Origin of the sequence: Stenotrophomonas sp. TWI1149, from assembly GCF_039673155.1 — a bacterium.
Taxonomy (GTDB): Bacteria; Pseudomonadota; Gammaproteobacteria; order Xanthomonadales; family Xanthomonadaceae; genus Stenotrophomonas; species Stenotrophomonas maltophilia_AA.
Window position 1 is genome coordinate 212,770 of sequence record NZ_JBDJLB010000001.1, and the last position, 18,316, is coordinate 231,085.

Genomic DNA, 18,316 nt, shown 5'->3' on the forward strand with positions numbered 1-18,316 from the left:
GGGGGAACGACCCCGCGCCGGGGCGCGGGGCGTAAAACGCGGGCCGCTTACTGGCGGATCGCGTCCTGGAACGACAGCTTCTCTTCGGTGTGCTGGGCGCGCTCGGCGATCCAATCGATCACCTGCTCTTCCATCACGCGATTCTGAAGCCCAGTCATCAGCTGGGGGTCATTGCGGTACATCTCAATGACCTGCTCCGGCTCTTCGTAGGTCGAGGCGATCAGGCGCATGGTTTCATTCAGGCGCTTCGGGTCCAGGCGCAGGTCGTTCTTGCGGGCCACTTCACCGACCAGCAGGCCGACCAGCACGCGCTTGGCGGCGGCGTCCTTGAAGCCTTCATGGGCGTCGGCCGGGACGTCGCCCGGGTTGCGGCCGCTGCGGCGGATCTGCTCGATCTGCTGGGCCAGCATGGCGCGGGCTTCGTTCTCGACCAGGCGCGGCGGCATTTCCACCGAGGCGTAGGCGGCGATCAGCTGCTCACCGACTTCGCGGCGCAGGCGGTTCATCAGGGCACCCTTGAGCTCGCGCTCCAGGTTGGCGCGGATGTCCTTGCGGAACTGCTCGACGTCGCCGCCCTTCACGCCAAAGCTCTTGATGAACTCGGCATCCACCTCCGGCAGCACCGGCGCGGACACGTCCACCGCCTTGACGGTGACCTTGACCTGCTTGCCCGCCAGCGCGGGAACGCGCCAATCGGCCGGGAACTCGACGTCCAGGGTCTTTTCTTCACCGGCGGCCAGACCGACCAGGCCCTGCTCGATCTGCTCGAACATCATGCCCTGGCCCACGATCACGCTGCCCTTTTCGGCGCCTTCGGCCGGCAGGCGCTCATCGCCGGCCTGCGACCAGGTTTCCAGGGCGACCAGATCGCCGTCCTGGGCGCCACGGGTGACCGGGCTCCAGCTGCGGCGCTGCTCGCGCAGGTTGGTGATCATCTGGTCGATGTCGGCGTCGTTGATCTCGGCGGTGTGGCGGACCACGGTGAGCTTGCTGACGTCCACGTCGCCGAAGTCCGGCACCAGCTCGACGGTGGCCACGAAGGACAGCTCACCCTCGCCCTTGTCGATGCGCGGGGTACCGGCGATGCGCAGTTCGTGCTCGCGCAGGGCGGCATCGAAGGTTTCACGCAGCAGGCCGTCGACGGCTTCGCTGCGGACCTGCTGGCCGAAACGCTGTTCGATCACCTTGGCCGGCACCTTGCCCGGGCGGAAGCCCTTGATGCGCGTGGTGCGGGCGATCTCGCCCAGACGGCCGCTGATGTGCGTCTGCAGACGGTCTTCCGGCAGCGAGAAGGTCAGGCGGCGTTCCAGATAGCCAGTGGATTCGATCGAAGCTTGCATGTTGACTCCTGCCACCGGCGGCATGGGCCCCGGCACGATGTGATGGATGAAACGGGTTTTGGACGCGGGGTCGTGGACGCGCATGCCCGCCGCAGCCCTGTAGTTTCGCCGATAAACGCCAGCGCCGCCAGCGCGGGCCGAGAACGTCCCGGGCCACCACGGGCCCAGCATGTGGCCGTCTCCCCGATCCGGGACGTGCCCATGGTCATGGTGCCGGCGAAAACGCCCTGCACTGGTGCGAAAGGGGGGACTCGAACCCCCACGCCTTGCGGCACTGGAACCTAAATCCAGGGCGTCTACCAATTCCGCCACTTTCGCGAGTTTTCCACTCAGGCGCGCATTGTTGCAGGCCCGGGCCGAAAGCAGAAGCGCCTTGAAAAGAAAAAAGCCGCCTGGCGGACCAGGCGGCTTCTGTCTTGGTGGGCTGTCAAGGATTCGAACCTTGGACCTATTGATTAAGAGTCAACTGCTCTACCAACTGAGCTAACAGCCCGAAAATCGGGAGGCGAATTATGCAGGGTTTCCTGCACGCGACGCAAGCGTTTTGTTTGAATGGAGGGCGAATGGCGTCCGCGGACGCTCAACGACCCCCTCGTTCAACGCGATGTCTCGAACAAGAAAAAAGCCACCGGGCGGACCCGATGGCTTCTGTCTTGGTGGGCTGTCAAGGATTCGAACCTTGGACCTATTGATTAAGAGTCAACTGCTCTACCAACTGAGCTAACAGCCCTGAAAACTCAGGCGCACATTGTAGCGTGTGTGCTGCCTTTTGCAACCCTGATTCACTTTCGGTGAACCAGTTTGAATCAGTGGGGTGGCTGAGGGGACTCGAACCCCCGACCACCGGAATCACAATCCGGAACTCTAACCAACTGAGCTACAGCCACCACTGAAAACCTTTGTCTCCTACCGCTTGCACCGGATGGTGCGCCCGACAGGAATCGAACCTGTAACCGCCGGCTTAGAAGGCCGGTGCTCTATCCAGTTGAGCTACGGGCGCTCGGTCCGGATTGTCGCACTCCAATCCCGATTTGAGCAGCGGGCTTGGTCGGGGTAGAGGGATTCGAACCCCCGACATCCTGCTCCCAAAGCAGGCGCGCTACCAGACTGCGCTATACCCCGGCGGTTTGTTTCCCTCCGGGGTTCCCCCCGAAAGAGCCGCCTATTGTGGGAATCGGTGTGGCATCTGTCAACGGTTTTCACACATCAATTCACATCCCGTCATTGCCGATGGCGGCTTGGGCTATGCTCGGGTCAGCGGCCGGATGGCCGAACCCCCTACCCCTACAAGGAGATTGGCAATGCGCAGCGGCAATCCCGCACTTTCCGAGTCGACCTTCCTCGACCTGGCCAGCGGCTCGGTCGTGGCCCGCCCCGACCAGGCGATGACCATCAACGGCACCGTCAACAAGACCGGCCTGCTGTTGCTGCTCACCGTGCTGACGGCCGCGTTCGCGTGGAGCCAGTCGGTCGATGCGAACGGCCTGCCCACCTCCAGCGCCATGCTGTACACGCTGGTCGGTGCGATCGGCGGCCTGGTGTTGGCGCTGGTGACGGTGTTCAAGAAGGAATGGTCGCCGGTCACCGCGCCGATGTACGCGCTGGTGGAAGGCCTGTTCCTCGGCGCGATCTCGGCGATGTTCAATGCCAAGTTCCCCGGCATCGTGATGCAGGCGGTGATGCTGACCTTCGGCACCCTGTTCGTGATGCTGGCGGTCTACCGCAGCGGCCTGATCAAGGTCACCGAGAACTTCAAACTGGGCGTGGTGGCCGCGACCGGCGGCATCGCGCTGCTGTACCTGGCCTCGTTCGTGCTGAGCTTCTTCAACATCAACGTGCCGATGATCCACGAAGGTGGCTGGCTGGGCATCGCCTTCAGCCTGTTCGTGGTGGTAGTGGCGGCCTTGAACCTGGTGCTGGATTTCGACTTCATCGAAACCGGTGCCGAGGCGCGCGCGCCGAAGTTCATGGAGTGGTACGGCGCGTTCGGCCTGATGGTCACGCTGGTGTGGCTGTACGTGGAATTCCTGCGCCTGCTGTCCAAGATCCAGCAGCGCTGATCCACGCACCCGCAGTGACATGACGAAGGCGCCGCAAGGCGCCTTTTTCATGTCTCCGCCGCGTGTCGCGACACACACAACAGGCAACAAAAAAGCGGGACGCCGAAGCGCCCCGCTTTCTGGACAATCAACCGAGCCGCGCGCTTACAGGCGGCTGGCGATGGCCTGGGCGAAGCCCATGGTGTTGCCGGTGCCGCCCAGGTCGCCGGTCAGCGAATCCTTGGCTTCCAACGTGGCCACGATGGCCTTGCGCAGGCGCTCGGCGTTCTCGACCTGGCCGACATGGTCCAGCATCTGTGCGGCGGCCAGCAGCAGCGCGCACGGATTGGCCTTGCCCTGGCCGGCGATGTCCGGTGCGGTGCCGTGCACGGCTTCGAAGATCGCCGCGTTCTCACCGATGTTGGCACCCGGGGCCAGGCCCAGGCCGCCGACCAGACCGGCACACAGGTCGGAGATGATGTCGCCGAACAGGTTGGTGGTCACGATGATGTCGAACTGTTCCGGACGCATCACCAGCTGCATGCAGCAGTTGTCGACGATCATTTCCTGGAACTCGATCTCCGGGTACTTGGCCGCCACTTCGCGGGCCACGGCCAGGAACAGGCCCGAGGTCGACTTGATGATGTTGGCCTTGTGCACGGCGGTGACCTTCTTGCGGCCGGTGCTGCGGGCCAGCTCGAAGGCGTAGCGCACGATGCGCTCGGAGCCCTTGCGGGTGATGCGGGTGCCGGAGAAGGCGGTCTCGCCATCGGCCGAGACTTCCTGGCCTTCGGCCAGGTACGCGCCTTCGGTGTTCTCACGGACGGTGATCAGGTCCACGCCGTCGCCGAAACGCGACTTGGTGTTCGGGAACGAGACGGCCGGACGCACGTTGGCGTACAGGTCGAAGTGGCGACGCAGGCTGACGTTGATCGAGGTGAAGCCACCACCGACCGGCGTGGTCAGCGGGCTCTTCAGCGCGATCTTGTTGCGTGCGATCGACTCCAGGGTGGACGCCGGCATCAGATCGCCGTGCTTTTCCAGCGCGACCAGGCCCGCGTCGGCGTCTTCGTATTCAAAGCCGGTGTCCAGCTTGCCGAGCACGAACAGGGTAGCGTCCATGATCTCCGGGCCGATGCCGTCACCGCGGATGACCGTGATTTTCTGCGTCATTGATGTGTATTCCGAACCGAGGGGGAGCGCCGTCCGTGAGGTGCGCGAAGCGCGGGCGCAAGGGAAGTTTCATCGGCAATTATGCCTTACCCGCCCAATGGACCCCAAATGGGCCATTGGTCCAAGGCGGGTAAGGCAGAATTGCCCGCGCATTCCTCCTCTACCCCGCGCCGTTGGCGCGCCCCCTTCAACAGAAGGGGGCTCTTCTCCAGACACGGCATCGGTCGTGCCGGCCGCTGGCCGGCAACCAGAGGGGCTGAACGATGGGTAGCCACCGACCGTTGGTCGGTGGGAACGGGGTCTCGAACATGAACGGCGCACTGCTGGGGCGCCGACATCGCTGGGGCGCACAAGCAGCCGACCAACGGTCGGCTGCTACCGGGGTGGGGCCATCACGGCCCCGACCTCAATGCTCGTGAACGGCCGGCGCTTCGGCGCCGCCTTCGAGCTGGTCCAGGAAATCCACGGCGCGGCGCAGGTGCGGGATCACGATCGAGCCGCCGACCACCAGGCCCACGGAGAAGGTCTCGAAGAACTCCTCGCGGGTCACGCCGGCGTCCTTGCACTGGGCCACGTGGTAGCTGATGCAGTCATCGCAGCGCAGCACCATCGAGGCGACCAGGCCCAGCAGCTCCTTGGTCTTCACGTCCAGCGCGCCGGCCTGGTAGGTCTGGGTGTCGAGCGCGAAGAAGCGGCGCACGACCTGGTTGGGTTCGCCCAGGATGCGCTGGTTCATGCGCTGGCGGAACTCGGTGAATTCGGCGATGCGGTCCTTGCTGCCGTCGTCGGCCGCGCTCATGCCGGGTCCTGCCCGGCCAGCAGCGGCTCCAGCTTGCCGGCGCGGTGCAGGGCCATCATGTCGTCGTAGCCGCCCACATGGACCTCGCCGACGAAGATCTGCGGGACGCTGGTGCGGCGGGTCTTGGCCATCATCTTCTCGCGCTCGACCGGGTCCAGGTCGATCCGGACCTCGGTCCAGTCGCGGCCCTTGCTCTTCAGGAAGTTCTTGGCGGCCACGCAGTACGGGCACACCGCGGTCGAGTAGATGGTGATGGCGGGTGCGCCACCGGTGGTGGAAACAGCATCTTGGCTCACGGGAAACTCCACAGCGGAACGTTGGTCTGTATATGGTAGCGGTCCGCTGGATTTTCCACGTCACCGTCGCAACACTGTGGTTTAACTGCAGGTTGCCGTCGCTCTGTCACGCTGTCGCCCGCCTTCCCCCCAGGAGCTTCGTTTGCGCCCCTTGCTGCTCTCTGCCGCGTTGACCCTGGCCTTGGCCGTGCCGCTGGCCGGGGCGCAGGAAAACAAGCTGCCGGACATCGGCTCCTCGGCCGGCGAGCTGCTGACCCCGGCCCGGCAGGCCGAGTACGGCGGGATGATGCTGCGCGAACTGCGCAACTACGGCTATCTGCTCGACGATCCCCTGGTCGATGACTGGCTGCAGACCATGGGCGCCCGGCTGGGCTCCAACAGCGCCCAGCCGCGCCAGTCCTACACCTTCTTCATGCTCAAGGACCGGCAGATCAACGCCTTCGCGACCCTGGGCGGCTATATCGGCGTGAACGCAGGCCTGGTGCTGACCGCCGAACGCGAAGACGAGGTGGCCGCGGTGCTGTCCCACGAAATCGCCCACGTCACCCAGCAGCACGTGCTGCGCGGGGTCGAGCGGGCCCAGCGCGACCAGATTCCGATCCTGCTGGGCATGCTCGCCGCGATCGTGGCCGCGCAGCAGGCCGGCGGCAATTCCTCCGGCGACGCCACCATGGCCGCGATCACCTCCGGCATGGGGCTGATGCAGCAGCGCCAGATCAACTACACCCGGTCCAACGAATCCGAGGCCGACCGCCTGGGCATCCGCACCCTGGCCCGCAGCGGCTACGACGTGGATGCCATGGCCGGCTTCTTCGAGCGCATGTCGGCCTCGATGCGCGGCAACCAGGGCGGCTACAGCGTCCCCGACTTCCTGCAGACTCACCCGGTCACGACCACCCGCATCAGCGAGGCCAAGGCCCGCGCCGAGCAGATGAAGAAGGACACGGTGCTGCTCACCACGGAAGTGCCCGGCGGGGTTCGCCAGGAGCGGGTCAACCCGGCCGATCCGGCGCTGTCGGACCCGCTGGTGCGGCGGAGCAACCCGTTGCTGCCCGCCTCCATGCAGATTTCGGTCAATTCACTCAGCCGCGGCAGCACCGGCCAGTTCGAATGGGCGCGCGAGCGCCTGCGCGTGCTCAGTGCAGACACGCCTGGCGATGTGATCCGTGAGTACGAGAGCCTGCAGCGCGCGCAGAAAAACGGGCTGACCGAGCCCCAGCGCTACGGCCTGGCCCTGGGCCGGCTGCGCAACAGCGCGGCCGCCCAGGCCAGCCGCGACCTGGGCGAGCTGCTGCGCGACCACCCGGACAATGTCTGGGTGGCGCTGGCGCTGGGTGAGGCGGAGTCGCGCAGCGGCCAGCCGGCGCAGGCCAACGCCCGTTTCGAAACCCTGATGCGCCAGCATCCGGGCAGTCGGCCGGTGGCGCTGACCTACGCGGCCATCCTCAATGAACAGGGCGGACGCGAGGCCGGCCAGCGCGCGCAGGCGATGCTGCGCCCGATGCTGTCGCAAAGCGGCAATGATCCGGTCTTCCAGCAGCGGTTCGCCCGCGCCAGCGAGCTGGCCGGCGACACCACCCGGGCCAGCGAGGCCTACGCCGAGGCCGCCTTCCTGAGCGGCCGCCCGGAACAGGCCCTGATCCAGCTGCAGGCGCTGAAGCGGCAGCCGAACCTGGATTATGTGGGCCGCGCCCGTGTGGACGCCCGGATCGAGAGCATTACTCCGACCGTGCTGGAGATGCGCCGCCAGGGCATCGACGACCCGGAGCTGGACCGCCGCTGAGGGCTGTCCGGCACCCCGTCACAAACCTGTCATGAAACCGTAGTCTACTGGGCTCAATCCCGATCTGATGAGTAATACGGTGGGCATGTGCAGAAACGCATCCTGATCGTCGATGACGAACCCGCGATCCGCGAAATGGTCGCCTTTGCCCTGCGCAAGGGCGATTACGACCCGATCCATGCCGGCGACGCCCGCGAGGCGCAGACCGCCATCGCCGATCGCGTCCCGGACCTGATCCTGCTGGACTGGATGCTCCCGGGCACCAGCGGCCTGGACCTGGCCCGGCGCTGGCGCAAAGAAGCCCTCACCCGCGAGGTGCCGATCATCATGCTGACCGCGCGCGGCGAAGAGAACGACCGCGTCGGTGGCCTGGAGGCCGGTGTCGACGACTACGTGGTCAAGCCGTTCTCGGCGCGCGAACTGCTGGCCCGCATCCGTGCGGTGATGCGCCGTGCCCGCGACGATGACGAAGACGGCAGCGTGGCGGTCGGTACGATCCGCATCGATGGCGCCGCACACCGCGTCTTCGCCGGCGACCAGCCGGTCCCGATCGGTCCGACCGAATACCGCCTGCTGCACTTCTTCATGACCCATCCCGAGCGTGTCTACACCCGTGCCCAGCTGCTGGACCACGTGTGGGGCGGCAGCGTGTACGTGGAGGAGCGCACCATCGACGTGCACATCCGCCGCCTGCGCAAGACGCTGGAGCCGTTCGCCGCGGAGAACATGGTGCAGACCGTGCGTGGCGCCGGCTACCGGTTCTCCACCTCGACCTGAGTCTCGCCGGGCCGGAACCGGGCGCGCATTCCCGGTTCCGGCCACTCCTGCTATAACCTTGGATCGATTCCGAGGCCCGCACTTTCTGCGAGACCGCAATGCCCCGCCACATCCGTTCTGCCTGGTTGAAAACGCTGGCCACCCTCGCCGCCCTGCTGCTCGCGGCCGGCTTGCTGGGCCTGGCGGTCGGACATGTCTGGATGTGCATCGCACTGGCCTCGATCGGGGCGCTGACCTGGCATTACTGGCGGTTGCGCCGGGTGCTGCGCGGGCTCACCGCGCGCCATCGCTGGGACATGGGTGACGGCACCGGTGTGTGGAACGAACTGGACCGCCTGCTCTACCGCAACCAGTGGGAAATGCGCACGCGCAAGCGGCGCCTGCTGGACATGCTGCGCAGTTATCGCGCCGCCGCCGCGGCCCTGCCCGACGCGGTGGTGGTGGTCGACCGCAACAGCCAGCGCGTGCAGTGGTTCAACGAATCGGCGACCTCGCTGCTCGGCCTGCACCATCCGGGCGATCTCGGCGAAGCACTGGTCGAACGCCTGCAGCCGATGCCGCTGGCGCACTGGCTGGCCGGTGGCCGCAACGCCGAACCGATCCTGGATGTGCCCTCGCCGGTCGACCCGGCGATCCGCCTCAACCTGCGCCTGATTCCCTACTCGCCCGACTACTGGCTGCTGATCGCACGCGACGTCAGCAAGCTGCTGCGGCTGGAGCAGGTGCGCCGCGACTTCGTCGCCAACGTCTCGCATGAACTGCGCACGCCGCTGACCGTGGTGCACGGTTACCTGGACATGATGGATCCGGAGGACTTCCCCGGCACCGGCCCGATGCTGGGGGAGATGCGCAAGCAATCCCAGCGCATGGCGCAGCTGGTCGAAGACCTGCTCACCCTGTCGCGGCTCGAATCGCAGGAACACACCGAAGCCGAAGCCGTGGCGATGACCCCGATGCTGGCCACGCTGCGCCGCGAAGCCGAAGCGCACAGCCAGGGCCGCCACCAGATCAGCATCATCGACACCGCCGGCGTGGACCTGCAGGGCTCCAACAAGGAACTGCACAGCGCGTTCTCCAACCTGGTCACCAACGCGGTGCGCTATACGCCCGCCGGGGGCCGCGTGGAAGTCGAGTTCGCGCGCGAAGGCGATGGCGTGGTGCTGTCGGTGCGCGACACCGGCTACGGCATCCCGGCCAACCATCTGCCGCGCCTGACCGAACGCTTCTACCGCGTCTCCAGCAGCCGCTCGCGCGAGAGCGGCGGCACCGGGCTGGGGCTGTCGATCGTCAAGCACATCCTCGGCCTGCACCATGCCCGCCTGGAGATCCAGAGCGAGGTGGGTAAAGGCAGCACGTTCTCCTGCCATTTCGATGCCGACCAGGTGCGTGCGCGCACCGAGGCCGTCTCCCTTCCTTCTTCTGAAGACTTTTCCGCATGAGCACTCCTGTTCCCGTCGCCGTGCCTGTGGACGGCGATCCGCTGCGCGATCCCGCGCTGTACATCAACCGTGAACTGTCCCAGCTGGATTTCAATTTCCGCGTGCTGGCCCAGGCCATGGACCCGCAGGTGCCGCTGCTGGAGCGCCTGCGCTTCATGTGCATTTCCTGCACCAACCTGGATGAGTTCTTCGAGATCCGCGCGGCCGCGGTGCGCCATGCGCAGGAGTTCGGCCTGCCGCCCGCACCGGACGGCATGACCCCGCAGGCGATCCTCAACGCGATCCACGACCGCGCCGCACAGCTGGTCGACCAGCAATACCGCTGCTGGAACGAGACACTGCGCCCGGCGCTGCACGAGGCCGGCATCGACGTGCTCGGCCGGCACTCCTGGAACCACCGCCAGAAGCGTTGGCTGCGTGCGTACTTCCGCAACGAGATCATGCCGGTGCTGTCGCCGCTTGGCCTGGATCCGTCGCATCCGTTCCCGAAGATCCTCAACAAGTCGCTGAACATCGTGGTGGTGCTCAAGGGCACCGACGCGTTCGGTCGCGCCGGGCATCTGGCGATCGTGCGGGCGCCGCGGTCGCTGCCGCGCATCATCCAGCTGCCGGAGAAACTCGGCGGCCCGCAGACCTTCGTGTTCCTGTCCTCGGTGCTGTCGACCTTCGTCGATGAAATGTTCCCGGGCATGGAAGTCCAGGGCGCCTACCAGTTCCGCGTGACCCGCAATTCCGAACTGGTGGTGGACGAGGAAGAAGTCGAGAACCTGGCCCTGGCGCTGCGCGACGAACTGGTCGACCGCGGCTACCGCCCGGCGGTCCGGCTGGAGATCGCACAGGACTGCCCGCGCGACATCGTGCGCACCCTGCTGCAGAACTTCGGCCTGACCGAGAACGCGGTCTATCGCATCGACGGCCCGGTCAACCTCAACCGCGTGATCCAGCTGTACGACGTGATCCAGCGGCCGGAATTGAAATACCCCTCGCTGAGCCCGCGCGTCCTGCGCGACAGCGATGGCATCTTCGAGATCGTCGCGCGCCGGGACGTGCTGCTGCACCATCCCTTCGATGCGTTCACCGCCGTGCTGGATGTGATCAAGCAGGCCGCGGTCGACCCGAACGTGCTGGCGATCAAGCAGACCCTGTACCGCACCGGCAAGGATTCGCTGATCGTCGATGCGCTGATCCAGGCCGCACGCAATGGCAAGGACGTCACCGTCGTCGTCGAGCTGCGCGCGCGCTTCGATGAGGAAGCCAACCTCGGCCTGGCCGACCGCCTGCAGGAGGCCGGTGTGCAGGTCGTCTACGGCGTGGTCGGGTTCAAGACCCACGCCAAGATGCTGCTGATCGTGCGCCGCGAAGGCCGCAAGCTGCGCCGCTATGTGCATCTGGGCACCGGCAACTATCACAGTGGTACCGCACGGGCCTACACCGACCTGAGCCTGATCACCGCCGATCCGGACATCGGCAACGATGTGCACCTGCTGTTCCAGCAGCTCTCCGGGCTGGCCCCGCGGATGAAGCTCAAGCGCCTGCTGCAGTCGCCCTTCACCCTGCACCCGGGCCTGCTGCAGCGGATCGAACGCGAGACCCGCCTGGCCGCCAGTGGCCGTCCGGGGCGGATCATCGCCAAGATGAACGCGCTCAACGAACCGCAGATGATCCGCGCCCTGTATGCAGCCTCGCAGGCCGGCGTGCAGATCGACCTGATCGTGCGCGGCGCGTGCACGCTGCGACCGGGCGTCCCCGGCGTGTCGGACACCATCCGGGTGCGCTCGATCGTCGGCCGCTTCCTTGAGCACAGCCGGGTCTACTGGTTCGGCAACGACGGCGCCTCCGAGCTGTTCTGCGCCAGCGCGGACTGGCTGGAGCGCAACCTGCTGCGCCGGGTCGAGACCTGCTTCCCGATCCTGGACCCGGAACTGGCGCGCAAGGTCTACCGCGACGTGCTGCAGAACTACCTGGACGACAACCTCAACGCCTGGGAACTGCAGGCCGACGGCAGCTACATCAAGTGCACGCCGGGCCATGACGAGCCGCCACACGCGGCGCAGATGGCCCTGCTGCAGGGCCTGTAGGTACCGACCGTTGGTCGGTACGCGTTGATTGCCTTGGTCGGTACGCGTTGATTGCCCTGGTCGGTACGTTTTCGCGTGCCGACCAACGGTCGGCACCTACCGGTTCTGCCGTTTGCCGGGCAGCCGCCTGCCCCTTCGATGCGACCGGTCGTCGCAGCCTGCCCATGTGAAGGGCGCGCGGTGACGCGAGGCCCCACCCTTCGGCTAACATTCGCAAATGCCGCATACCTCCACGACTCCGCCCGCTTTGCAGGATGGCGACCTGCTCGCCGCCATCGACCTCGGATCGAACAGCTTCCACATGGTCATCGCGCGATACACCCTCGGGCAGTTGCGGGTGGTCGACCGCCTGCGCGAGACCGTGCGCATGGCCGATGGCCTGGATGGCAAGGGCGGCCTGTCCGCCGAGGCCCGTCAGCGCGCGCTGGAATGCCTGGCCCGGTTCGGCCAGCGCATCCGCGCCATCCCCTCGGTGCGGGTCCGCGCCCTGGCCACCAATACGGTCCGCCAGCTGCGCTCGCCGCAGGCCTTCCTGATGCCGGCCGAAACCGCGCTCGGGCATGCGATCGAAGTGGTCAGTGGCCGCGAAGAGGCGCGCCTGATCTACCTGGGCGTGGCGCATGCGCAGCCGCCCAAGCCGGACCAGCGCCGGCTGGTGATCGACATCGGCGGTGGCTCCACCGAATTCATCATCGGCCAGGGCATGCAGACCCTGGAGCGCGAAAGCCTGCAGGCCGGCTGCATCGCCAGCACGCGCCGCTTCTTCCCCGGCGGCAAGCTGAGCAAGAAGCGCTGGAAGGATGCGCTGACCGAAATCGGCGCGGAGTTCCAACAGTTCGCCAACAAATACCGCGCCTTGGGCTGGCACGAAGCGCTGGGCTCGTCGGGCACCCACAAGGCGATCAGTGAAATCTGCGCCACCATGAAGCTGAGCAAGGGCGCGATCACCGCCGAAGCCCTGCCGCAGCTGCGCGATGAACTGCTCAAGGCCAAGCGCATCGAGGACATCGACCTGCCCGGCCTGTCCGCCGATCGCCGCCCGATCATCGCCGGCGGCATCCTGGTGCTGGAAGCGGCCTTCCAGGCGCTGGGGCTGCAGAAGCTGCTGGTCAGCAAGGCGGCCATGCGCGAAGGCATCCTGTACGACATATTGGGCCGCGCCAGCGAGAACGACCTGCGCGACGAGTCGGTCGCCGCACTGACCCAGCGCTACGGCATCGACACCGTGCAGGCCGACCGCGTGGAAAACACCGCGATGAACCTGCTCGCCCAGGTCGAGGAAAGCTGGCAGCTGGACCCGGACGATGCGCGCATGCTCGGCTGGTCCGCGCGCCTGCACGAGCTCGGCCTGATGATCGCGCACAGCGGGTATCACGTGCACGGCAGCTACGTGCTGGAGAACTCGGACATCGCCGGGTTCTCGCGGCAGGAACAGCAGCTGCTCGCCGCACTGGTGCGCAGCCATCGCCGCAATATTTCCAAATCCGCCTTCGACGCGCTGCCCGAGCGCCTGCTGCAGCCGGCACGGCGCATGACCGCGCTGCTGCGCCTGGCGGTCCTGCTCAACCGCGCGCACGAAGACACGCCGATGCCCGCGCTGGAACTGACCGCGGATGACGCCCGGCTGTCGCTGATCCTGCCGCAGGCGTACATCGACGCGCGTCCGCTGCTGCGCGCGGATCTGATCGGCGAAACCGAGGGCATGGCGGGGCTCGGCGTACAGTTCCGCCCCTTCGTCGCCTGACCGCGTGACTGACACGGCCCTGCGGGGCCGTGAGGCTGCCGGCCAGGGAGCGGCGTCATGCCGGCGTCATACGGCGGTCATGTCGGCTACATCGCCCGGCCCCAGCATGCATGGCATACCGGAGGCCCGCCATGCGCTATGCCATCGTCACCGAAACCTATCCCCCTGAAGTCAACGGCGTTGCGTTGACCGTGCAGGGCCTGGAACTGGGCCTGCGTGCCGCCGGCAACCAGGTCGATCTGGTCCGCCCGCGGCAGTCATCGGATGTCGACGCGGCCGAGGGCACCGTCCTGGTCACCGGTGCCAACCTGCCGCGCTACCCCGGCCTGCGCTTCGGCCTGCCCGCGCCGTCCCGCCTGACCCGCCAATGGCAGCAGCAGCGACCGGATGCGATCTACATCGCGACCGAAGGCCCGCTGGGCTGGTCGGCCCTGCGCACCGCACGCCGATTGGGAATTCCGGTCGCCACCGGCTTCCATACCCGCTTCGACGAATACCTCCCCGACTACGGCGTGGCCTGGCTGCAGGCCGCCGCGCTGCGCTGGATGCGGCGCTTCCACAACCAGGCCGATGCGACCCTGGTGCCAACCCAGGAACTCCAGCAGTTCCTCGGCGAACAGGGTTTCGACCGGGTCCGCCTGCTGGCACGCGCGGTGGACAGCAGCCAGTTCGAGCCTGAGCGCCGCGACCCGGCCCTGCGCGAGGAATGGGGTATCGATGGCAACGGCTTCGCCGCGATCTACGTCGGCCGCATCGCGCCGGAGAAGAATCTCGGGCTGGCGGTCAAGGCGTTCCGCCGGCTGCAGCAGGTGCGGCCCAAGGCGCGCTTCGTGTTCGTCGGCGATGGACCGGCGCGGGCCAAGCTTGCCCACGACAACCCGGACTTCATTTTCTGCGGCGTGCAGCGCGGCGATGCGCTGGCGCGCCACTTCGCCAGTGGCGATCTGTTCCTGTTCCCCAGCCGCAGCGAGACCTTCGGCAACGTGACCCTGGAAGCGATGGCCAGTGGCGTGGCCACGGTCGCTTTCGACTACGGCGCCGCCCGCGAGTACCTGCGCACCGATGACAACGGCATCGCCGTGAGCGACGACACCGAATTCGTGACCGCCGCCGTGCAGCTGGCCGGCGATGACGCCCTGCGCCACCGGCTCGGCCGCAACGCCGCCACCGCGATGAAGCGGCTGCATCCACAGCAGGTGGTCGCCGAGTTCGATGCCCTGCTCGCCGAACTGGCCCAGGCCCGGAGGCCGCATGCCGACCACGCCGCTTGATGCCCTGCGCGGACACGAAACACGCTGGTGCCGACGTGCCAACCACTACTGCCGGCGCCGCCGTGTCCGGCATGCCTTTGCGGTGATCAGCCGCTTGGGCGATGGCGTGTTCTGGTACGCACTGATGGCCGGGCTGGTGCTGCTGGACGGCTTCGACGGTCTGCGCGCCTCGCTGCACATGGCCGCCACCGGCCTGATGGCGCTGCTGCTGTACAAGGGGCTCAAGCGCTGGACGCGACGCCCGCGGCCGTTCGCCGCCGATCTGCGCATCCGTGCCTGGGTGGCGCCGCTGGACGAGTTCAGCTTCCCGTCCGGGCACACCCTGCATGCGGTGTCCTTCACGATCGTGGCGCTCGCCTACTACCCGTGGCTGGCACCGCTGCTGGTGCCGTTCACCGCGCTGATCGGGCTGTCGCGGGTGGTGCTCGGCCTGCACTATCCCAGCGATGTGCTGGCCGCGACCGGGATCGCCGCGTTGCTGGCCGCCGCCAGCCTCCAGTGGCTGCCGTTGTAGCGGCTGTCGCCGCGCGCCCTTGAATCACGCGGGCTCTTCACCCTGCAGCGATGCCTCGTCCCGTGATCCCGTTTTACAATGTGGGCATGACCACGCTGTTCATCTCCGATCTGCACCTGGACCCGAGTCGTCCAGCCATCACCGACCTGTTCCTGGCCTTCCTGCGCGATGAAGCGATGCAGGCCGATGCCCTGTACATCCTGGGCGATCTGTTCGAAGCCTGGATCGGCGATGACACGCCCTCCCCGGCCGCCGATGCGGTGGCGATCGCGCTGCATGCCGTGGCCGATGCCGGCGTGCCGGTGTATTTCATCCGCGGCAACCGCGATTTCCTGGTCGGCGAGGACTATGCGCGGCGCGCGGGGTTCACGATCCTGCCCGACCCGAGCGTGATCGATCTGTATGGCCGTCCGGTGCTGCTGCAGCACGGCGACCTGCTGTGCACGGACGATGTCGCCTACCAGCAGTTCCGCGCGCAGACCCGCGATCCGGTGTTCCAGGCGCAGTTCCTGTCGCAGCCGCTGGCCTCGCGCATCGCGTTCGCACAGAAGGCGCGCGACGCCAGCCAGGCGCGGCAGTCGGAAATGAAGCAGGGCGACCGCGCCCAGTTCGAAACCGTCACCGACGTTGCCCCCGCGGAGGTCGATGCCACTTTCGGCCGCTATGGCGTGGACACGATGATCCACGGCCACACCCATCGCCCGGCCATCCATCCACTGCAGGCCGGCGGCCGCGACTGCACCCGCATCGTGCTGGGCGACTGGTACGAGCAGGGCTCGGTACTGCGCGTGACCGCGCAGGGCTGGAGCCTGGACACGCTGGCGCGCTGAGCAGATAGAGGATCACGGATGATCGACCGCACACCGGCCCTGCTGCTGGCCGCGCTGCTTTCGCTGGGCGCGCCGGTGGCAGCCAGCGCCGCCCCGGCCGAAGCCGCTACGTCACCCCAGGTGGAACAGATCCGCCCCGACCCGCACGCACCGCAGGTCGGCAGCGGCCCGTACCGGTACCAGTTCGTGCTGCGCGATACGGTCAGCACCGCGCCGGCCGCGCTGCGGCCGTTCGCGCTGTCGCACACGGCGTTCGACCTGCCGTTCGTGGCCGCAGAGAAGGATGTCTACCAGGGCATCACCGATGCGCAGGGTCGCACGCCCGTATTCGCGTTCGAACAGGCGCCTCCCGCGCAGGGGTGGGTGCTGCTGGAGCGCTTCGGCAGCGGCCCCTATGGCGAACGCATGCAGCTGCTGGCCGGTGATGGCGAGGGCGTTGGCGCGATGGCCTACGAGCTGGTGGTCTGTGGCAAAACCCCGCGCCTGTATCGCGGTGTGACCACGGCCGAAGGCGACACCGGGTACGCGGCCACCAGTGCGATCGTGAACCTGCTGCTCTTCATCGACGCCGACAGCACCGCCGCCGGGGGCGACAAAGCCGCCGGCCGGATCGAGGCCGACGATGGCCAGACCGCACTGCGGCGCTGTCGTCCGGACGCAGCAGAGACGACCTGACCCAAAGTGCCCTGCCTGCCACCGCAGCGTGCGGTGGCAGGCAGGGCATTGGCCAGGGTCAGCGGAAGGCGGCCACCGCCGCCTTGGTGTTGACCAGCACGCGCTGGTTGTCGGCGCTGCTGGCGATGCCCGTCGGAATCCCGTTGTACGTGATGTTCGGGTTGGACCAGTAGTTCAGGCGCGGGCAGCTGCGGGTGCAGTTGTAGGCCATGATCGTGCGCCAGCCGGTGCCGGTCGCCGGCTCGTAACGGTAGCCATGGCCGTAGGCATACGGCGACGTGCTGGAGTCGGTGGCGAGGTCATGCCGCGCGCTCTGCAGATGGCCGATCTCGTGCGCGAAGGAGTAGTAGCCGGTCGCGCAGTCCCAATGCACCGCCGCGAACGCGGTGGCCGCGGTGGAGCCGATGCCCGAGGCCAGCCCGCACGAGCTGGCGTTGTTGATCACCAGCACGGCGACATCGGCGCGGGTGGTGTTGCGGCTGGTATGGATGCTGTCCATCACCCCGTCGGTGGTGCTGCGGAAGCGCGACAGGTCGGTGGAGAAGCTGCTCGATTCCACATAGGGCGTGGTCTCGTACCCGGCCAGCTGCAGGGTGATGCCGACATTGCTGTTGCTGTAGCCCTGGTTGGATTCCGCGACGGCCAGCTGCACCAGCGACTGCATGTTGCCGCCGTAGGCCGCGACCGCACCGTTGGTGGCCACCACCAGCACACGGATGGTGGCCGGGGTGCCTGAGGAAGCCGCGGCGATACCGGCCCGGTCGCTGGCCGGCATCGCGATGGTGGGCAGGCTGTTGTAGTCGGCCGGATGGTCGGCCGGCATGCGCGCCTCATCCACTTCCACCAGCACATGCCGCCCATCACTGACCGGACGCAGCCGGTACAGCTGGCCGTCCCTGCGGATCGAGCCGGTCACCGTGTCGCCGTTGCGCACCAGGATCACGGAGTTCATCGGATCCGGGGCGCCGGCCTTGAGCAGCCGTGCGCCGGCGCGCGTGCCGATCTGGCCGTACCAGATGCTGCCGCCGTCGGCGAGCGTCTCCACCCGGCTCTGCAGGGCCTGCACCGGCTGCCCCAGCAGTTCGAACTCCAGTTGCTTCTGCGCCGACGCCACCGCCGCCGCATCCACGCGCACCTCCTGCACCGCGCTGGTCGACGGCGCGCCCATCAGCGCCTGCAGGGCGGGTTGCTGGGCAGTGCCGGCCCGGGTCAGCACCGTGACCGGCTCGAACAACGGGGCGGCGGCGGCGCGACCGGCGCCCAACAGACACAACGCGATCACACCTGCGGCCTTGCTCATCGAACTGGACATCATGTCGCCTCTCTTTGAGTGAAAAACGGAGTGGAGTCGGTTTGCTGCAATCCGCCGGCGAGCCGGCCTGCCCATCTGGCGCGACGCGGTCGTGTGAATTCAATAGCAATTGCAGATGGGATTCCGGAACTGTGATCGACCGCATCTTGGTTCAGGGAGGTCAGGACGGCCCACCGGTGCTGTCGCGGCGTGTGGATTCCGCGCTACCTTAGCCAGGCATCCTCGGGGAACAGGGACGACATCGCG

General features: G+C 67.2%; 15 protein-coding genes and 6 tRNA genes. 10 read left to right on the forward strand and 11 right to left on the reverse strand.

What is annotated here, in order from left to right:
• Positions 1-47: 47 nt before the first annotated feature.
• The 7 genes from tig to ABE424_RS01125 form a co-directional block, all read right to left on the reverse strand.
• On the reverse strand, positions 48-1,340 hold the full coding sequence (gene tig / locus ABE424_RS01095) for a trigger factor (protein ID WP_346491256.1): 1,293 nt from the start codon (positions 1,338-1,340) through the stop codon (positions 48-50).
• Positions 1,341-1,573: 233 nt separating this feature from the next.
• Positions 1,574-1,658, reverse strand: a tRNA-Leu gene (locus tag ABE424_RS01100).
• Between the two features lie 99 nt (positions 1,659-1,757).
• Positions 1,758-1,833: transfer RNA gene (locus ABE424_RS01105), tRNA-Lys, on the reverse strand.
• A gap of 161 nt (positions 1,834-1,994) precedes the next feature.
• Positions 1,995-2,070, reverse strand: a tRNA-Lys gene (locus tag ABE424_RS01110).
• A gap of 80 nt (positions 2,071-2,150) precedes the next feature.
• Positions 2,151-2,227 (reverse strand) — tRNA-His (locus ABE424_RS01115).
• Positions 2,228-2,263: 36 nt separating this feature from the next.
• Positions 2,264-2,340: transfer RNA gene (locus ABE424_RS01120), tRNA-Arg, on the reverse strand.
• 45 nt (positions 2,341-2,385) lie between these two features.
• Positions 2,386-2,462: transfer RNA gene (locus tag ABE424_RS01125), tRNA-Pro, on the reverse strand.
• A 179-nt stretch (positions 2,463-2,641) separates the two neighbouring features.
• Between ABE424_RS01125 and ABE424_RS01130 the strand changes: the two genes are divergently transcribed.
• Positions 2,642-3,400, forward strand: a complete 759-nt coding sequence (locus ABE424_RS01130; RefSeq protein ID WP_346491257.1) for a Bax inhibitor-1/YccA family protein — start codon at positions 2,642-2,644, stop codon at positions 3,398-3,400.
• Positions 3,401-3,544: 144 nt separating this feature from the next.
• Here the strand turns inward: ABE424_RS01130 and ABE424_RS01135 are convergent, their stop codons facing one another.
• The 3 genes from ABE424_RS01135 to grxC all read right to left on the reverse strand — a co-directional run bounded on the left by ABE424_RS01135 (position 3,545) and on the right by grxC (position 5,647).
• Complete coding sequence (locus tag ABE424_RS01135; RefSeq protein ID WP_176990731.1) at positions 3,545-4,552, reverse strand: isocitrate dehydrogenase; 1,008 nt, start codon at positions 4,550-4,552, stop codon at positions 3,545-3,547.
• 406 nt (positions 4,553-4,958) lie between these two features.
• Complete coding sequence (locus tag ABE424_RS01140; RefSeq protein ID WP_019185812.1) at positions 4,959-5,351, reverse strand: carboxymuconolactone decarboxylase family protein; 393 nt, start codon at positions 5,349-5,351, stop codon at positions 4,959-4,961.
• Positions 5,348-5,647, reverse strand: a complete 300-nt coding sequence (gene grxC / locus ABE424_RS01145) for a glutaredoxin 3 (protein ID WP_346491258.1) — start codon at positions 5,645-5,647, stop codon at positions 5,348-5,350. Before grxC ends, ABE424_RS01140 begins: the two co-directional genes overlap by 4 nt.
• Before the next feature lie 142 nt (positions 5,648-5,789).
• Here grxC and ABE424_RS01150 point away from each other — a divergent pair, with 142 nt between their 5' ends.
• From ABE424_RS01150 to ABE424_RS01190, 9 genes are all read left to right on the forward strand, one after another.
• On the forward strand, positions 5,790-7,430 hold the full coding sequence (locus ABE424_RS01150; RefSeq protein WP_346479276.1) for a M48 family metalloprotease: 1,641 nt from the start codon (positions 5,790-5,792) through the stop codon (positions 7,428-7,430).
• 87 nt (positions 7,431-7,517) lie between these two features.
• Positions 7,518-8,207 carry a phosphate regulon transcriptional regulator PhoB gene (gene phoB, locus ABE424_RS01155; protein WP_123728486.1) on the forward strand — a complete coding sequence of 230 codons (690 nt, stop codon included), beginning with the start codon at positions 7,518-7,520 and terminating at the stop codon, positions 8,205-8,207.
• A 98-nt stretch (positions 8,208-8,305) separates the two neighbouring features.
• Positions 8,306-9,646, forward strand: a complete 1,341-nt coding sequence (phoR, locus tag ABE424_RS01160; protein WP_346491259.1) for a phosphate regulon sensor histidine kinase PhoR — start codon at positions 8,306-8,308, stop codon at positions 9,644-9,646.
• Positions 9,643-11,724, forward strand: coding sequence for a polyphosphate kinase 1 (gene ppk1, locus ABE424_RS01165; protein ID WP_176990728.1), 2,082 nt, complete (start codon positions 9,643-9,645; stop codon positions 11,722-11,724). The genes phoR and ppk1 overlap by 4 nt, the downstream gene beginning before the upstream one ends.
• 217 nt (positions 11,725-11,941) lie before the next feature.
• Positions 11,942-13,468 (forward strand): exopolyphosphatase, encoded by a 1,527-nt coding sequence (gene ppx, locus ABE424_RS01170; RefSeq protein WP_179460880.1) that lies wholly within the window; start codon positions 11,942-11,944, stop codon positions 13,466-13,468.
• A gap of 131 nt (positions 13,469-13,599) precedes the next feature.
• Positions 13,600-14,739, forward strand: coding sequence for a glycosyltransferase family 1 protein (locus tag ABE424_RS01175; RefSeq protein ID WP_346491260.1), 1,140 nt, complete (start codon positions 13,600-13,602; stop codon positions 14,737-14,739).
• On the forward strand, positions 14,720-15,253 hold the full coding sequence (locus ABE424_RS01180; RefSeq protein WP_176990725.1) for a phosphatase PAP2 family protein: 534 nt from the start codon (positions 14,720-14,722) through the stop codon (positions 15,251-15,253). Before ABE424_RS01175 ends, ABE424_RS01180 begins: the two co-directional genes overlap by 20 nt.
• Positions 15,254-15,339: 86 nt before the next feature.
• Positions 15,340-16,083 carry a UDP-2,3-diacylglucosamine diphosphatase gene (gene lpxH / locus ABE424_RS01185; RefSeq protein WP_346491261.1) on the forward strand — a complete coding sequence of 248 codons (744 nt, stop codon included), beginning with the start codon at positions 15,340-15,342 and terminating at the stop codon, positions 16,081-16,083.
• A gap of 18 nt (positions 16,084-16,101) precedes the next feature.
• On the forward strand, positions 16,102-16,758 hold the full coding sequence (locus ABE424_RS01190; protein ID WP_346491262.1) for a hypothetical protein: 657 nt from the start codon (positions 16,102-16,104) through the stop codon (positions 16,756-16,758).
• Between the two features lie 58 nt (positions 16,759-16,816).
• Here ABE424_RS01190 and ABE424_RS01195 read toward each other — a convergent pair whose 3' ends face one another.
• The gene (locus ABE424_RS01195) at positions 16,817-18,073 is read right to left on the reverse strand and encodes a zinc-dependent metalloprotease (protein WP_346491263.1); all 1,257 of its coding nucleotides are present in this window, start codon (positions 18,071-18,073) and stop codon (positions 16,817-16,819) included.
• Between the last annotated feature and the right edge of the window lie 243 nt (positions 18,074-18,316).